Annotated in this window: 18 protein-coding genes; 7 read left to right on the top strand and 11 right to left on the bottom strand. The window is 61.1% G+C overall.

Features of this window, described 5'->3' with window-relative positions:
* Nucleotides 1–21: 21 nt before the first annotated feature.
* The 10 genes from CJU81_RS18395 to nrdR all read right to left on the bottom strand — a co-directional run bounded on the left by CJU81_RS18395 (nt 22) and on the right by nrdR (nt 7,543).
* Complete coding sequence (locus CJU81_RS18395) at nt 22–819, bottom strand: cobalamin-binding protein (RefSeq protein WP_095037769.1); 798 nt, start codon at nt 817–819, stop codon at nt 22–24.
* Nucleotides 819–1,238 carry an MFS transporter gene (locus tag CJU81_RS18390; RefSeq protein WP_095037768.1) on the bottom strand — a complete coding sequence of 140 codons (420 nt, stop codon included), beginning with the start codon at nt 1,236–1,238 and terminating at the stop codon, nt 819–821. The genes CJU81_RS18395 and CJU81_RS18390 overlap by 1 nt, the downstream gene beginning before the upstream one ends.
* Nucleotides 1,235–1,852, bottom strand: a complete 618-nt coding sequence (gene ribA, locus CJU81_RS18385; protein ID WP_176464874.1) for a GTP cyclohydrolase II — start codon at nt 1,850–1,852, stop codon at nt 1,235–1,237. Before ribA ends, CJU81_RS18390 begins: the two co-directional genes overlap by 4 nt.
* 234 nt (nt 1,853–2,086) lie before the next feature.
* Nucleotides 2,087–3,052, bottom strand: coding sequence for a thiamine-phosphate kinase (gene thiL, locus CJU81_RS18380; RefSeq protein WP_095037766.1), 966 nt, complete (start codon nt 3,050–3,052; stop codon nt 2,087–2,089).
* Nucleotides 3,053–3,067: 15 nt separating this feature from the next.
* Nucleotides 3,068–3,568 (bottom strand): transcription antitermination factor NusB, encoded by a 501-nt coding sequence (gene nusB, locus CJU81_RS18375; RefSeq protein ID WP_016779229.1) that lies wholly within the window; start codon nt 3,566–3,568, stop codon nt 3,068–3,070.
* Nucleotides 3,565–4,041, bottom strand: coding sequence for a 6,7-dimethyl-8-ribityllumazine synthase (gene ribH, locus CJU81_RS18370; protein WP_048362336.1), 477 nt, complete (start codon nt 4,039–4,041; stop codon nt 3,565–3,567). Before ribH ends, nusB begins: the two co-directional genes overlap by 4 nt.
* A 90-nt stretch (nt 4,042–4,131) precedes the next feature.
* Nucleotides 4,132–5,223 (bottom strand): bifunctional 3,4-dihydroxy-2-butanone-4-phosphate synthase/GTP cyclohydrolase II, encoded by a 1,092-nt coding sequence (ribBA, locus tag CJU81_RS18365; RefSeq protein WP_095037765.1) that lies wholly within the window; start codon nt 5,221–5,223, stop codon nt 4,132–4,134.
* Between the two features lie 16 nt (nt 5,224–5,239).
* Nucleotides 5,240–5,902, bottom strand: a complete 663-nt coding sequence (locus CJU81_RS18360; protein WP_016779226.1) for a riboflavin synthase — start codon at nt 5,900–5,902, stop codon at nt 5,240–5,242.
* Nucleotides 5,903–5,948: 46 nt separating this feature from the next.
* On the bottom strand, nt 5,949–7,082 hold the full coding sequence (gene ribD, locus CJU81_RS18355) for a bifunctional diaminohydroxyphosphoribosylaminopyrimidine deaminase/5-amino-6-(5-phosphoribosylamino)uracil reductase RibD (protein WP_176464873.1): 1,134 nt from the start codon (nt 7,080–7,082) through the stop codon (nt 5,949–5,951).
* A complete protein-coding gene (nrdR, locus tag CJU81_RS18350; RefSeq protein ID WP_029611200.1) occupies nt 7,079–7,543 on the bottom strand; it encodes a transcriptional regulator NrdR in 465 nt (154 codons plus the stop codon). Before nrdR ends, ribD begins: the two co-directional genes overlap by 4 nt.
* Nucleotides 7,544–7,682: 139 nt before the next feature.
* Between nrdR and CJU81_RS18345 the strand changes: the two genes are divergently transcribed.
* From CJU81_RS18345 to trxA, 3 genes are read left to right on the top strand one after another with little or no spacing between them, the layout of a single operon-like run.
* A complete protein-coding gene (locus CJU81_RS18345) occupies nt 7,683–8,132 on the top strand; it encodes a hypothetical protein (RefSeq protein ID WP_095037764.1) in 450 nt (149 codons plus the stop codon).
* Nucleotides 8,129–8,818 carry a class I SAM-dependent methyltransferase gene (locus tag CJU81_RS18340; RefSeq protein WP_095037763.1) on the top strand — a complete coding sequence of 230 codons (690 nt, stop codon included), beginning with the start codon at nt 8,129–8,131 and terminating at the stop codon, nt 8,816–8,818. The genes CJU81_RS18345 and CJU81_RS18340 overlap by 4 nt, the downstream gene beginning before the upstream one ends.
* A 31-nt stretch (nt 8,819–8,849) precedes the next feature.
* Entirely contained in the window at nt 8,850–9,725 is an 876-nt protein-coding gene (trxA, locus tag CJU81_RS18335; RefSeq protein ID WP_095037762.1) for a thioredoxin, read from the top strand.
* A gap of 123 nt (nt 9,726–9,848) precedes the next feature.
* On the opposite strand, the gene CJU81_RS18330 is transcribed toward trxA, so the two are convergent.
* The gene (locus CJU81_RS18330; RefSeq protein ID WP_095037761.1) at nt 9,849–10,196 is read right to left on the bottom strand and encodes a hypothetical protein; all 348 of its coding nucleotides are present in this window, start codon (nt 10,194–10,196) and stop codon (nt 9,849–9,851) included.
* Nucleotides 10,197–10,329: 133 nt separating this feature from the next.
* Between CJU81_RS18330 and CJU81_RS18325 the strand changes: the two genes are divergently transcribed.
* From CJU81_RS18325 to CJU81_RS18310, 4 genes are all read left to right on the top strand, one after another.
* On the top strand, nt 10,330–10,887 hold the full coding sequence (locus CJU81_RS18325) for a DUF2796 domain-containing protein (RefSeq protein ID WP_095037760.1): 558 nt from the start codon (nt 10,330–10,332) through the stop codon (nt 10,885–10,887).
* Nucleotides 10,888–11,026: 139 nt separating this feature from the next.
* A complete protein-coding gene (locus tag CJU81_RS18320; protein ID WP_095037759.1) occupies nt 11,027–11,737 on the top strand; it encodes an ABC transporter ATP-binding protein in 711 nt (236 codons plus the stop codon).
* Nucleotide 11,738: 1 nt separating this feature from the next.
* A complete protein-coding gene (locus CJU81_RS18315) occupies nt 11,739–13,004 on the top strand; it encodes an ABC transporter permease (protein WP_094999474.1) in 1,266 nt (421 codons plus the stop codon).
* 25 nt (nt 13,005–13,029) lie between these two features.
* Nucleotides 13,030–13,539, top strand: coding sequence for a DUF3299 domain-containing protein (locus CJU81_RS18310; protein ID WP_441007423.1), 510 nt, complete (start codon nt 13,030–13,032; stop codon nt 13,537–13,539).
* Nucleotides 13,540–13,626: the final 87 nt, after the last annotated feature.

Raw genomic sequence — 13,626 nt, 5'->3', positions numbered from 1 at the left:
GCTCGCAGCCTGCGGCAGCGACTACAGCGCCTTGATCAACTGCTCACACAATCTGGCGGTCGCTTCCAGCATCTGTCCGCTAGGGCGCTCCAGGCCCTTGTCGGCCAACAGCAGCAAACGTCCGTGCTTGACCGCATCCACCTGTGGCCAGGCTTTCCAGGCATCCAGCTGCGCCTGGGTACTGGCAATGATGACTTCGGGGTTGCGCTGCAACACGGACTCGATGCTGACTTGCGGCGCCGGCAGCTTGAGGTCGTCAAACACATTGCTTGCCCCGCACACTGCCAGTGCATCACTGATGATTTGCCCGCCGCCGATGGTGTACAGCGGCTGATCCCACACCTGATAAAACACCCGTACAGGCACGTCACGCCGGTACCGTTCGCGCAGTTGCGACAGACGCTGGCGCAGTTGCGTTGCCAGCTCCTTTCCGCGCTGCGGGCGCTCCAGGGCGACGGCCAGGGCTTCAACCTGATCGGCCAGCTGATCGAGGCTTGCCGGTTCGGCTGTGTAGGTGGGGATATTCAAACGGCGCAGTTGTTCACGCTGAGCAACGCCCACACTGGCGGGCCAAAGCAACAGCAGGTCGGGTTGCAGGCTGAGCAGGCGCTCCATGTCCAGTTGCCCGTAACGGCCCACTGAAGGCACGCCGGCAAGTTCAGGCAAGGGTTCGCCAGCATCCAGACGTCCCACCAGCAAATCGGCGGCACCCAGTTCAACAACCATTTCAGACAGGGATGGAGAAAGGCTCACCACCCGGCTGGCGGCCAGGCCTGGAAGGCTGACGCTCAGCAGCAGAGCCGCCAGCCAGAAGCGCATCAGCCGACCTGGCGGGGGATACGGTAGAGGTAGAACAGCACCAGCGTTGACAGCACCAGCAGTAATAGCGGCACGCCTTCAAGCCCGACAAACACCGCCAGAGTAGCGATCCAGGTGGGCAGGCCCGCGGCCAGTAAAGCCCGTTGACGCGCTCGTGCTAGCGCATCCCAGGCCGCTGGTTCTTGCGCGGTGTCCAGGGCCTTTTGCAGGTTGATCAGGCCATGTTTGTAAGGCCCGAACGTACGCAGGGTGACGAACATCGAGGCCACCCCCGCGATAAACAACGGCATCGCCAGTTCAGGCAGCAACGGCTCGGACTTGCCGAAAAGCCATATGACCAGCACCAGCGGCAGCAAGGTCAGCAGCAACTGCTGCCACCAGCTGAAACTCAGGCGCCGGCGGCGCTGGCCGCGGGTCACGCCGGGTCAGCCTCGTTTTGGTGCTGGTTGCCCATCATGTGCCCGAGCTTGTTGGCTTTGGTCGCCAGGTACAGTTTGTTGTGCGGGTTGTGCCCGGTGTGCAGCGGCACACGCTCGGCGACGGTGATGCCCATGTCGGTCAAGGCTTTGACCTTGCGCGGGTTGTTGGTCATCAGGCGCAGCGAATGCACACCCACATGCTCAAGCATCGGCAGGCAAATGGCGTAATCGCGCTGGTCTGCGGCAAAGCCCAGACGCTCGTTGGCTTCGACGGTATCGGCGCCGCCATCCTGCAGCTCGTAAGCGCGGATTTTGTTCAGCAAACCAATGCCACGGCCTTCCTGACGCAAATACAACAAGACGCCACGGCCTTCACGGGCAATGGCCTGCAAGGCGGCTTCAAGCTGTGAGCCGCAATCGCAACGCTGGCTGAACAGGGCATCGCCGGTCAGGCATTCGGAGTGCACCCGGCCCAGAACTGGCGCGCCATCCGCCACATCGCCCAAACTGAGCAAAACGTGTTCACGACCCGTGGCCTTCTCAAGGAAGCCATGCATGGTGAATTCGGCAAAGGGGGTGGGTAATTTGCAAGCGGCAACGAAAACGACGGGCACCGTGTGCTCCTGATCAGTTTGAGTACTGGAAATTCGCAGAGGCGACATTGTAACAGGAGGTTCCTACAGACGCTTAGGCTGAATTACCGAGGATAAATATCTAAAAGTTTGATACTTACTGCCATGGTGCCGCTCTGTGTAGTCGCTGCCGAAGGCTGCGATGAGGGCCGCAGGACCTCCTCTCGAGACAAAAAGCACGTCCCCTCCGGGCTCGATCGCAGCCTTCGGCAGCGACTACAAAGACCCGGCGAAATGCTGATAACCGCGAATTGCCGGGGTAATGTCCCGGCCTTCGTCATCCAGCAACGTTACGCCCTGCCCCTCAACCACGCGACCAATCACATGGATCGGCCAGCCATCAGCCAGCAATGTCGGCAGCTCAAGTGCAGGCAACGTGAACGCCAAAACATAGTCATCACCGCCGCTCAACGCAGCCTGTTGTGCACCCGCATCACCGAGGAACTCCTCCAGCGCCAGCGACACTGGCACACGGTCCAGCTCAATCACCAGCCCGGCCTGCGACGCCACCGCGATATGCCCGCAATCAGCCAGCAAGCCATCGGAGATATCCAATGCCGAGGTGGCCTTGCCACGCAAGGCCTGACCCAGTGCCAACTGCGGTTGCGGCGACCAGTAATGGGCCAGCAACGGTTCGCTGATCATGGGTTGCGCACTGCGTTGGCCCAATACCAGCGGTAACGCCCCGGCCGCATTGCCCAGCTCGCCGCCCACACACAGCAGGTCGCCGGGGCGCGCTCCGCTGCGGGTCAGGGCACGGCCCGTGGGCACTCGCCCAAATACAGTCAGGGTCAAGCACAATGGCCCGCGCGTGGTGTCACCACCAATCAGGCGCAGACCACAGCTCTGGGCCATCAGGTTCAAACCACGGGCATAGGCTTGCAGCCAGTCGGCATCGAATGTCGGCAGGGTCAAGGCAAGGGTAAATGCGAGAGGTGTTGCGCCCATGGCCGCCAGATCGCTGGCCGCCACCGCCAGCGAACGCTGACCGAGCAGGAAAGGGTCGCAAGGATCTGCGAAATGCACCCCGGCTACCAGGGTGTCGGTGGAAATCGCCAGCTGTTCCCCGAAGGGAACATCCAGCAGAGCGCAGTCGTCGCCAATACCCAGGGCAACACCCTCGCCGGCCTGCGCACAGGGCGCGGCAGCGAAGAAGTTGCGGATCAGCTCAAACTCGCCCATGGCCGACAGCGCGGTTTAGCGCTTGTAAGCCTTCACTTCAGCTTCGCGCAGACGCGGAGCCAGTTTATCGAGCACACCGTTGACGAACTTGTGGCCGTCGGTGGAACCGAAAACCTTGGCCAACTCGATACCTTCGTTGATCACCACGCGGTAAGGCACGTCGACACGCTTGATCAGCTCCCAGGTGGACAGGCGCAGAACAGACAGCTCAACCGGGTCGAGTTCTTCGATGGTGATGTCCAGGCACGGAACCAGGGCAGCATCGATCTCGCCTTTGTGCGCAGGTACGCCGTGCAGGATTTCACGGAAGTAGGCAGCGTCAACGTCGGTGAAGTCGTTATCGACGCGGAACTGCGCTTCGATTTCGTTCAGCGATTGCTTGGCCATGTGCCATTGGTACAGGGCCTGAGTCGCCAGTTGACGCGCTTCACGGCGCTTGGCGCTCTTGGATGGCTTGCCAGCGTCCGCAGGTTTTGGATCGCGCGGGTTGAAACGATCGCTTTCGTCGGAAATCACTTGGCCTCCAACTGTGCCAACAGGCTGACCATTTCAAGGGCGGACAGGGCAGCTTCAGCGCCTTTATTGCCGGCTTTGGTGCCGGAACGCTCGATGGCTTGCTCGATCGAATCAACAGTCAGTACACCGAAGGCAACCGGTACGCCGAACTGCATGGACACCTGGGCCAGGCCCTTGGTGCACTCGCCGGCAACGTATTCGAAGTGCGGAGTACCGCCACGAATCACAGCGCCCAGGGCGATGATGGCGGCGAATTCGTTGCGCTGGGCAACTTTTTGCGCAACCAGCGGGATTTCGAACGCGCCAGGGGCACGGATGATGGTGATGTCGCTTTCGTTCACACCGTGGCGAACCAGGGCATCAACGGCACCACTCACCAGGCTTTCGACGACAAAGCTGTTGAAACGGCCAACTACGAGTGCGTAGCGACCTTTGGGGGCGATGAAGGTACCTTCGATGGTCTTCAGGGTCATTCGGTATGTCTCGTATTAAAGAGCCAGAGCGCATTTGCATGCACTCTTTAGGATATTGGGCCACGAATTCGGACTGGACACGACCGGTCTTTATTCGGAGGGCACGTATTCTACAACTTCCAGATCGAAACCGGATATGGCATTGAACTTCATTGGTGAACTCATCAGGCGCATTTTACGCACGCCCAGGTCACGCAGGATCTGCGAACCGGCACCGACGATGCTGTAGGTGGTCGGTTTTTTCACCGGCGCGTGATCCGCAGTTTCGCGGATATTGGCCAGCAACACATCGCCGTCCAGCGGATGGCCCAACAGCAGTACCACACCGCTGCCCGCCTCTGCCACCGCGCTCATGGCGGCGCGCAGGCTCCAGCGGCCGGGCTGCTTGACCATCAGCAGATCGCGCAGCGGGTCCATGTTGTGCACTCGCACCAGGGTCGGTTCTTCGGCGCAGATTTTGCCCAGGGTCAGTGCCATATGCACATCGCCTTCGACTGAATCACGATAGGTCACCAAATTGAATTGGCCCAGTTCGCTGTCCAGTGGCTGCTCGGCAATCCGCTGAACGGTACGTTCGTGGATCATCCGGTAGTGGATCAGGTCGGCGATGGTGCCGATCTTGATGCCGTGCTCGGCGGCGAAGGTTTCCAGTTCAGGGCGACGGGCCATGGTGCCGTCATCGTTCATCACTTCGCAGATCACGCCGCTTGGCTCGAACCCGGCCATGCGCGCCAGGTCGCAGGCAGCTTCAGTGTGGCCGGCGCGGGCCAGGGTGCCGCCCGCCTGTGCCATCAACGGGAAGATATGGCCCGGGCTGACGATGTCTTCGGCCTTGGCATCCCTGGCAGCGGCCGCTTGCACGGTGCGGGCACGGTCGGCCGCAGAGATGCCGGTGGTGACGCCGGTGGCCGCTTCGATTGAAACGGTGAACTTGGTGCCAAAGCCGGAGCCATTGCGCGGCGCCATCAAGGGCAGCTTGAGCAGTTCACAGCGCTCGCGGCTCATCGGCATGCAGATCAGGCCACGGGCAAAACGCGCCATAAAGTTGATGTGCTCGGCCTTGCAGCACTCGGCGGCCATGATCAGGTCGCCTTCGTTCTCGCGGTCTTCGTCATCCATAAGGATGACCATCTTGCCTTGGCGGATGTCTTCAACCAGTTCTTCGATGCTGTTGAGCGCCACGCGGCACCCCCTTACGTCAGGATTTGAGAAAGCCGTTGGCGGCCAGAAAACTTTCGCTGATGCCACCCGAGGTCGGCTCGGCGGCTTTGTCGCCCAGCAGCAGACGTTCCAGGTAACGCGCCAGCAAATCGACTTCAAGGTTGACCCGGCGACCCGGACGATAGTCGCCCATGATGGTTTCGCTCAGGGTGTGCGGAATGATGGTCAGCGAGAACTCGGCGCCATTGACCGCGTTCACGGTCAGGCTGGTGCCATCGACGGTGATCGAGCCTTTATGGGCGATGTACTTGGCCAGCTCTTTGGGGGCACGGATGCGGAACTCGATGGCACGGGCGTTCTCTTCGCGGGAGATCACTTCACCCACGCCATCAACGTGACCGCTGACCAGATGACCACCCAGGCGCGTGGTCGGGGTCAGGGCCTTTTCCAGGTTGACCCGGCTGCCGCTCTTGAGGTCGTTGAACGCGGTGCAATCGAGGGTCTCGCGGCTGACGTCAGCGGCAAAGCCGTTGCCCGGCAGTTCTACGGCGGTCAGGCACACGCCATTGATCGCGATGCTGTCGCCGAGTTTGACGTCGCTCAGATCGAGCTTGCCGGTGTCGATGGAAACGCGCACATCACCGCCCTTGGGGGTCAATGCACGGATGCTGCCGATGGATTCAATGATGCCGGTAAACATGTCGTTCCCCTTGAGAACAAAGCCTGTTTGAAACGAAGGCTGAGAATTATACGCTCGCTGATGGCACAGGTATGGCTGTGACTCGCCAGTCATCGCCCACCGCGCGCATTTCCGTGATCTTGAGCAAAGGTGCCTCGCTCATGTGGGTCAACGGCAGCTCCAGCAGGGGCCGCGCCGTAGAGCCCAAAAACTTGGCGGCGACAAAAATCTGGTATTCGTCGACCAGGCCCTGCTCGGCAAAAGCCCCCGCCAGACGCGGCCCGGCTTCTACCAGTACTTCGTTGACGCCACGGGCGGCCAGCGCCTGCAGCAGCTTGCGCAGGTCGACCTGGCCGTTGGCGCCGTGGATCACCAGGCACTCAGGCCCGGTACGGTATTGCTCGGCAGGCGGCACACAGGTGGCAACCAGCGCTGGCCCGGCCTTGAAAAACGGTGCATCCAGCGGCACCCGCAGGCGCCCGTCGATCAGCACCCGCAATGGCGGGCGGCTGAGCGCCAGCGCGGTCAGCTCGGGGCTCAGCCCTAGCTCGGGGCCGCGTACGGTCAGGCGGGCGCCATCGGCCAGCACTGTATCCGCCCCCGTCAGTACGACGCTGGCTTGTGCCCGCAAGCGCTGCACTGCAGAGCGCGCTTCAGGCCCGGTGATCCACTGGCTTTCGCCGTTGGCCATCGCGGTGCGGCCATCAAGGCTCATGGCCATTTTGACCCGCACAAACGGCAGACCGTGCTCCATGCGCTTGAGAAAGCCCGGGTTCAACGCCCGGGCATCCGCCTCGAGCACACCGCTGCGTACTTCAATACCGGCATCGGCCAGACGTTTGAGGCCGCGCCCGGCGACTTCCGGGTTGGGGTCCTGCATGGCCGCAACCACCCGCGCCACACCCGCAGTGATCAGCCCTTCGGCGCACGGCGGGGTATGCCCGTGATGGCTGCACGGCTCAAGGGTGACGTAGGCCGTGGCGCCGCGCGCCAGCTCGCCCGCCGCCCGCAGGGCGTGGACTTCGGCATGGGGCTCGCCAGTGCGCACATGCCAGCCTTCGCCGACGATCTGGCCGTCACGCACAATCACGCAACCGACCCGCGGGTTGGGGTGGGTGGTGTACAAGCCGTTGCGCGCCAGCTCGATGGCGCGCGCCATGTAATGGATATCTAGAATCGATTGCTCAGTGGACTGGGTCATTCTTTGGAAGGCTCACGGGCAAGTCGGTCGATCTCTTCGCGGAACTCGTTCAGGTCCTGGAAGCGTCGATAGACCGAGGCAAAGCGGATATAGGCCACTTCGTCGAGCTTTTGCAGCTCGCCCATGACCAGTTCACCAACCACCAGCGATTTGACTTCGCGTTCGCCAGTGGCGCGCAGCTTGTGCTTGATCCGGGCCAGCGCGGCTTCAAGGCGCTCGACACTCACCGGGCGCTTTTCCAGCGCACGCTGCATGCCGGCGCGCAGTTTTTCTTCGTCAAAGGGCTGACGACTGCCGTCTTGCTTGATCAGGCGGGGTAGTACCAACTCGGCTGTTTCAAAGGTGGTGAAACGCTCACCACAGGCCAGGCATTCGCGCCGGCGACGCACCTGATCGCCCTCGGCGACCAGACGCGAGTCGATGACTTTAGTGTCGTTGGCACCGCAGAAGGGACAGTGCATGGTGGCAGCCAACAAAAATGGGGAGCGCCATGTTAGCGCATCCCACTGGCAAGACAAGCCATAGGCTTTACGGTATACAGACGGGCTACTATGTTTTACACAAACTGATACACCGACTGACCTGCCGCTGGAGCCGTGTATGCCGCTACGAACGCTTGTTTTGCTGTGCCTTGCCAGTTTGCTGGTGGCTTGTAGCAGTGAACCGCCAAAATCGGCACAGCCTCAAGTGCTGACGCAGCCAAAAACCGACGCCCCGGCCGACCTGGGCCCGCTGCCGTCTCATCAGCGCGAGTTGAGCGGCGTATTGTCTGGCGTACCGGCAGGCGCCGAGGTCGAGCTGGCCATGCTGATCGTCGACGATCGCGGGCGCCCCCAAGGGCTGATGGCCAGCAGCAAGATACTCGGCAACAACCAGTCGCTGCCTTTCAAGCTGCGCTTCAACCCGCAAGCCTTCCCGACCGGCATGCGCGTCGAGCTGCGCGGCCGTGCCAGCCAGTCCGGACAATTGATCCTGCATCTGCCTTCGCGGATCATCAACCAGCCCACCACACAGGCGCTGGGTACACTGGCCTTCGTCAAAGCACCATGAACACACCGTTCGGCCTGCAGCAGTCGTTGAGCGAGTTATTGGGTGATGCGCGGCTGATGGCGACCGATTTGCCCGGTACCGCGCTCAAGCTCTGGTTGATCGATGCCCACAACATGGATCGTGCCTTCACCCCCGACGAAACCCGGCGCATTCTCTACGAGCCGCCCTACTGGGCGTTTTGCTGGGCCAGCGGGCTGGCGTTGGCGCGCTTTCTGGCCGAGCAGCCGCACTGGGTCAAGGGCAAGCGCGTGCTGGACTTTGGTGCAGGCTCCGGCGTTGCCGCGATTGCCGCCGCCAAAGCCGGGGCACTGGAAGTCGTGGCTTGCGACCTTGACCCGCTGGCCCTGGCAGCCTGCCGGGCCAATGCGCAGCTAAACGATGTGCAGTTGGGCTACTCCAGCGATTTCTTTAGCGAAGCCGACCGGTTTGATCTGATCCTGGTGGCCGATGTGCTGTACGACCGCGAAAACCTGCCGCTGCTTGATGTGTTTCCAACCCGCGGCCAGCAGACACTGGTGGCTGACTCACGCGTGCGCGACTTCAAACACCCGCAGTATCGGCAACTGGCCATGCTCAAGGCCCTGACCCTGCCCGACCTGGCCGAGCCCCACGAATTTCGCAACGTCAGCCTGTATCACGCGCGGCGCGAGCCAACCGCTTTCAGCCGTCCGGCACAGCCTTTATAGTTGCCCTCATTTACCTGCTTCGAGACACATAATGAATCAGCCTACGCCCTCTTTCAGCTTCGACGTAACCTCCGCTGACTTCGACAAACTGGTTGTCCAGGCGTCTTTCGATCAACCTGTACTGGTGGATTTCTGGGCCGAGTGGTGCGCACCGTGCAAGGTGATGCTGCCGATCCTGGAGCAAATTGCCGAGGACTATCAGGGCGAACTGCTGCTGGCCAAGGTCAACTGCGACGTTGAGCAGGACATTGTTGGCCGCATCGGCATCCAGACCTTGCCGACCGTGGTGCTGTTCAAAGACGGCAAAGTTGTCGACGGTTTCCAGGAAGCCCAGCCTGAGTCGGCCATTCGCGCCATGCTTGCGCCTCACGTAGTCATGCCCGAAGCAGCGGTTGAAGACCCACTGGTACAAGCCCAGGCGCTGTTTGCCGAGAGCCGCTTTGCCGATGCCGAAGCTCTGCTCAAGAACATCCTGACCGAAGACAACAGCAACGCCAAAGCGCTGATCCTGTATGGCCGCTGCCTGGCTGAACGCGGTGAGCTGGCTGAAGCGCAAGCGGTACTCGATGCGGTCAAAAGCGACGAGCACAAAGCCGAACTGGCAGGGGCCAAGGCGCAACTGACGTTCTTGCGTCAGGCAGCTGACCTGCCGGATGTAGCCGACTTGAAAACCCGCGTGGCGCAAAATCCGCAGGACGATGAAGCCGCCTATCAGCTAGCCATTCAACAGTTGGCGCGCCAGCAATATGAAGGAGCGCTGGACGGGCTGCTGAAGCTGTTCACCCGTAACCGCAGCTACAACGAAGGCATCACCCACAAGACCCTGCTGCAAGTGTTCGACCTGCTGGGCAATGATCACCCGCTGGTCACCACCTACCGCCGCAAGCTGTTTGCTGCGTTGTACTAAACACCGATACATATCTGTAGCAGCTGCAACTGTGGGAGCGAGCCTGCTCGCGAAGGTCGTTCGCGAGCAGGCTCGCTCCCACAATAAGGCTTGACCTGCAACAGAGTATCTACAAGGTTTTTGTTACACCCCATCAACCCAGCTGTAAATCGGCGAATCAGCCCCGCTGACCACCTTGACCTCGGCACAATGACGCAGGCGCACCAACAGGCGCTTGCCCGCGCCTGTGCTACCGGTCAGTGCCTCAAGCTGCCCGAGCAATTCAGGCCCGGTCATCTGCCCGGCCTTGCGTAGCAAGTCCTTGGTGGCTTCCCACACGGCATCATCCTGATTCGCGGGCTTGGCAGGCGGCTGGCTGATCGGCGCTTCACTGACCTGCAGTTGCGCACCCAACTTTATCCAGTCGCTCTCATCCAGCTCCACCGTCAAATCCACCGGCCAGTCGCCTATTGTTCCGCGAATGCGCACCATCGTTGTGCTCCTTAAATTTCATCTCGCCATGCTCCCATGCGTCTTGCGTAACGCCAAGCACACGGGCAAACTCTCGCAACTGTTGTTATAAGATCACATAACAATATTTTCACATTCCTGCTGGAGCTCTCCCATGCGCCGCTTGCTTCTTGCTTTGCCGTTTGCCTTGTTGCCGCTGGCGATGGCTCACGCCGCCGACGATCACGATCATGAACACGACAGCCTGCCACCCCACGAACATGGCGTTGGCAGCTTGAACGTCGCACTGGACGGTCAGACGCTGGAACTTGACCTCGATGGTCCGTCAATGAATCTGGTGGGTTTTGAACACGTGGCCACCACTGACGCCGACAAGGCAAAAGTCGATTCAGCCCGTCAGCAACTGGAAAACCCGCTGGTGCTGTTCAGCATTCCCAAGGCCGCCGGTTGCACAGCCGACGCGCAGGAACTGAAAAGCCCGCTGTTCGATCCGGCACCTGAAGAGGGCGCTACCAAGGGCGAGCACCACCATAGCGATATCGAAGCCCACTACGCGTTTACCTGCAGCAGCCCGCAAGCCTTGAAGGCACTGGACCTGACCCAGTTTTTCAAGACTTTCCCCGGCACACACAAATTCAAGGTACAACTGATCGGCCCAAGTGGTCAGCAGGCAGTAGACGTGACAGCCAAGGCACCGACGCTGAAGTTTTAAACACCTGCCTCCCCCTGTGGGAGCGGGCTGCCCGCGATGACATCACCTCGGTGTGCCTGACAGACCGCAGCGTCTGAATCGCGAGCAAGCCCGCTCCCACAGAAAGTCTTCCCCCACTCCCAGGCGATTTCTACCCCCCATGACCCAAGCACTTATCGAACTGAACGACCTGAGCTTCAGTTGGCCGGGCCATCCCGTGCTGCTGGATATTCCGGCGTTTCGCCTGGAGCCGGGTGAAACCCTGTTTCTCAAAGGCCCCAGTGGCAGTGGCAAAACTACTTTGCTGGGCCTGCTGGGCGGCGTGCAAAAAGCCAACAGCGGCACCATCCGCTTGCTGGGCCAGGAGCTGAGTGAGCTGGGTTCAGGCGCCCGCGACCGCTTTCGGGTTGACCACACGGGCTACATTTTTCAGCAGTTCAATTTGCTGCCGTTTCTGTCGGTACGCGAGAACGTCGAACTGCCTTGCCACTTCTCCAGGCTGCGTGCCAGCCGCGCCGTGCAACGGCATGGCAGTGTGGGTAACGCCGCACAAACCCTGCTCGCGCATCTGGGTCTTAAAGACCCGGGGCTGCTGGAGCGTCGCGCCGACTCACTGTCTATCGGCCAGCAGCAGCGTGTGGCGGCTGCTCGCGCCCTGATCGGCCAACCTGAGCTGGTAATCGCCGACGAACCCACCTCGGCCCTCGATGCCGATGCCCGCGAGGCCTTTATCCAGCTGCTGTTTGCCGAGTGCCGCGAGGCCGGCGCCAGCTTGCTGTTTGTCAGCCACGATCAAAGCCTGGCGCCCTTATTCGACCGCAACCTGTCGTTGTCTGAACTCAATCGCGCCGCCCTGTCGGTAGAGGTCTGAGATGTATCTGTTTCGTCTAGCGCTGGCCAGCCTGGCCAACCGCCGCTTCACCGCACTGCTGACCGCCTTCGCCATTGCCCTGTCGGTGTGCCTGCTGCTGGCCGTGGAGCGGGTGCGCACCGAAGCCCGCGCCAGCTTCGCCAGCACCATCAGCGGCACCGACCTGATCGTTGGCGCCCGTTCGGGCTCGGTCAATCTGCTGCTGTATTCGGTATTTCGCATCGGCAATGCCACCAACAATATTCGTTGGGACAGCTTTGAGCACTTCGCCAACAACCCCAAGGTGAAATGGGCCATCCCCATGTCCCTGGGCGACTCGCACCGCGGGTATCGGGTGATGGGCACCAGCGAGGCGTATTTCGAGCACTACCAGTACGGCCACAAGCAAAACCTCAAGCTGGCCAGCGGTCGCCCTTTTGCCACCGATCCGTTCGAGGTGGTGCTAGGCGCAGAAGTCGCCGATGCCCTGCATTACAAACTGGGCGACAAACTGGTGCTGGCTCACGGCGTGGCAGCGATCAGCCTGGTCAAGCACGACGACAAGCCGTTTACCGTGGTCGGTATTCTCGCGCGCACCGGCACCCCGGTAGACCGCACGCTGCATATCAGCCTGGGCGGCATGGAAGCGATCCACATCGACTGGCATAACGGTGTGCCAGCCCACGGTGCCGGACGCATCAGCGCCGACCAGGCCCGTAATATGGACCTCACGCCCCAGGCCATTACTGCCTTTATGCTGGGCCTGAACAGCAAGATTTCGACCTTTGCCCTGCAACGGGAGATCAATGATTTCCGCGGCGAGCCGATGATGGCAATTTTGCCGGGCGTGGCCCTGCAGGAACTCTGGAGCCTGATGAGCACCGCCGAAAAAGCGTTGTTTGTGGTGTCACTGTTTGTGGTGCTGACCGGGTTGATCGGCATGCTCACTGCCATTTTGACCAGTCTCAATGAGCGTCGCCGGGAGATGGCGATCTTGCGCTCCGTGGGCGCCCGGCCCTGGCATATCGCCACCCTGCTGGTCTTCGAGGCGCTGGCCTTGGCCTTGGCGGGTGTCATCGCGGGCGTAGGGTTGCTGTATGTGTGCATTGCCGTTGCACAAGGCTATGTGCAATCCAATTACGGGCTGTATTTGCCACTGGCATGGCCAAGTGAATATGAATGGACGCTGCTCGGCGGTATTCTGGCAGCCGCCCTGCTGATGGGCTGCGTGCCAGCCTGGCGCGCCTACCGACAATCGCTGGCCGATGGTCTGTCCATTCGTTTATGAGCTTACGTTTATGAAAAGGTCTGCAATGTCCCGCGTGCTGCTGGCACTGTTGCTGCTGGTTACGACACCACTGTGGGCGGCTGAACCCAAAGAGCTGACCTGGTCGGAGATGATCCCTGCGGATGCACCGCCTGAGGCACCGGACATGACACCGCTGCATGACCTGTCGCAGATGGGCAGCATGGAAGCCGCCCCGGCGGCCAGGCAGGACTTGCCCAATGCGCCGGTGGTCCCCGCGCTAGATGGCCAGTTGATTCGCCTGCCGGGGTATATCGTGCCCCTTGAAGTCAGCGAAGACGGCCGCACCACCGACTTTTTGCTGGTGCCCTACTTCGGCGCCTGCATCCATGTGCCGCCACCGCCGTCGAATCAGATCGTGCACGTGACCAGTAAAGAGGGGGTCAAGCTCGACGAGCTGTATCAGCCGTACTGGATCGTCGGGGCACTGCAGGTCAAGCCAAGCACCAGCGAGCTGGCGGATGCGGGGTATCAGATGGATGCGCAGAAGATCGTGGTGTATGAATTGCCGGAGTAAACCCAAAGGCCCCTCACTGTAGAGACCGGTAGATCCTTTACACATCTGACCGGGTACATCGTTTACACATTTACAGGCTTGAGACGC

The sequence above is a fragment of the Pseudomonas fragi genome (genome assembly GCF_002269505.1).
GTDB classification, from domain to species: Bacteria; Pseudomonadota; Gammaproteobacteria; order Pseudomonadales; family Pseudomonadaceae; genus Aquipseudomonas; species Aquipseudomonas fragi_D.
This window is presented reverse-complemented; position numbering and strand designations above follow the sequence as displayed.

Coding starts and splice junctions, on each gene's coding strand:
- CJU81_RS18395 (WP_095037769.1), bottom strand. CDS start 819: ATGCGCTTCTGGCTGGCGGCTCTGCTGCTGAGCGTCAGCCTTCCAGGC.
- thiL (WP_095037766.1), bottom strand. CDS start 3,052: ATGGGCGAGTTTGAGCTGATCCGCAACTTCTTCGCTGCCGCGCCCTGT.
- ribH (WP_048362336.1), bottom strand. CDS start 4,041: ATGACCCTGAAGACCATCGAAGGTACCTTCATCGCCCCCAAAGGTCGC.
- CJU81_RS18360 (WP_016779226.1), bottom strand. CDS start 5,902: ATGTTTACCGGCATCATTGAATCCATCGGCAGCATCCGTGCATTGACC.
- ribD (WP_176464873.1), bottom strand. CDS start 7,082: ATGACCCAGTCCACTGAGCAATCGATTCTAGATATCCATTACATGGCG.
- nrdR (WP_029611200.1), bottom strand. CDS start 7,543: ATGCACTGTCCCTTCTGCGGTGCCAACGACACTAAAGTCATCGACTCG.
- CJU81_RS18345 (WP_095037764.1), top strand. CDS start 7,683: ATGCCGCTACGAACGCTTGTTTTGCTGTGCCTTGCCAGTTTGCTGGTG.
- CJU81_RS18340 (WP_095037763.1), top strand. CDS start 8,129: ATGAACACACCGTTCGGCCTGCAGCAGTCGTTGAGCGAGTTATTGGGT.
- trxA (WP_095037762.1), top strand. CDS start 8,850: ATGAATCAGCCTACGCCCTCTTTCAGCTTCGACGTAACCTCCGCTGAC.
- CJU81_RS18330 (WP_095037761.1), bottom strand. CDS start 10,196: ATGGTGCGCATTCGCGGAACAATAGGCGACTGGCCGGTGGATTTGACG.
- CJU81_RS18325 (WP_095037760.1), top strand. CDS start 10,330: ATGCGCCGCTTGCTTCTTGCTTTGCCGTTTGCCTTGTTGCCGCTGGCG.
- CJU81_RS18320 (WP_095037759.1), top strand. CDS start 11,027: ATGACCCAAGCACTTATCGAACTGAACGACCTGAGCTTCAGTTGGCCG.
- CJU81_RS18315 (WP_094999474.1), top strand. CDS start 11,739: ATGTATCTGTTTCGTCTAGCGCTGGCCAGCCTGGCCAACCGCCGCTTC.
- CJU81_RS18310 (WP_441007423.1), top strand. CDS start 13,030: ATGTCCCGCGTGCTGCTGGCACTGTTGCTGCTGGTTACGACACCACTG.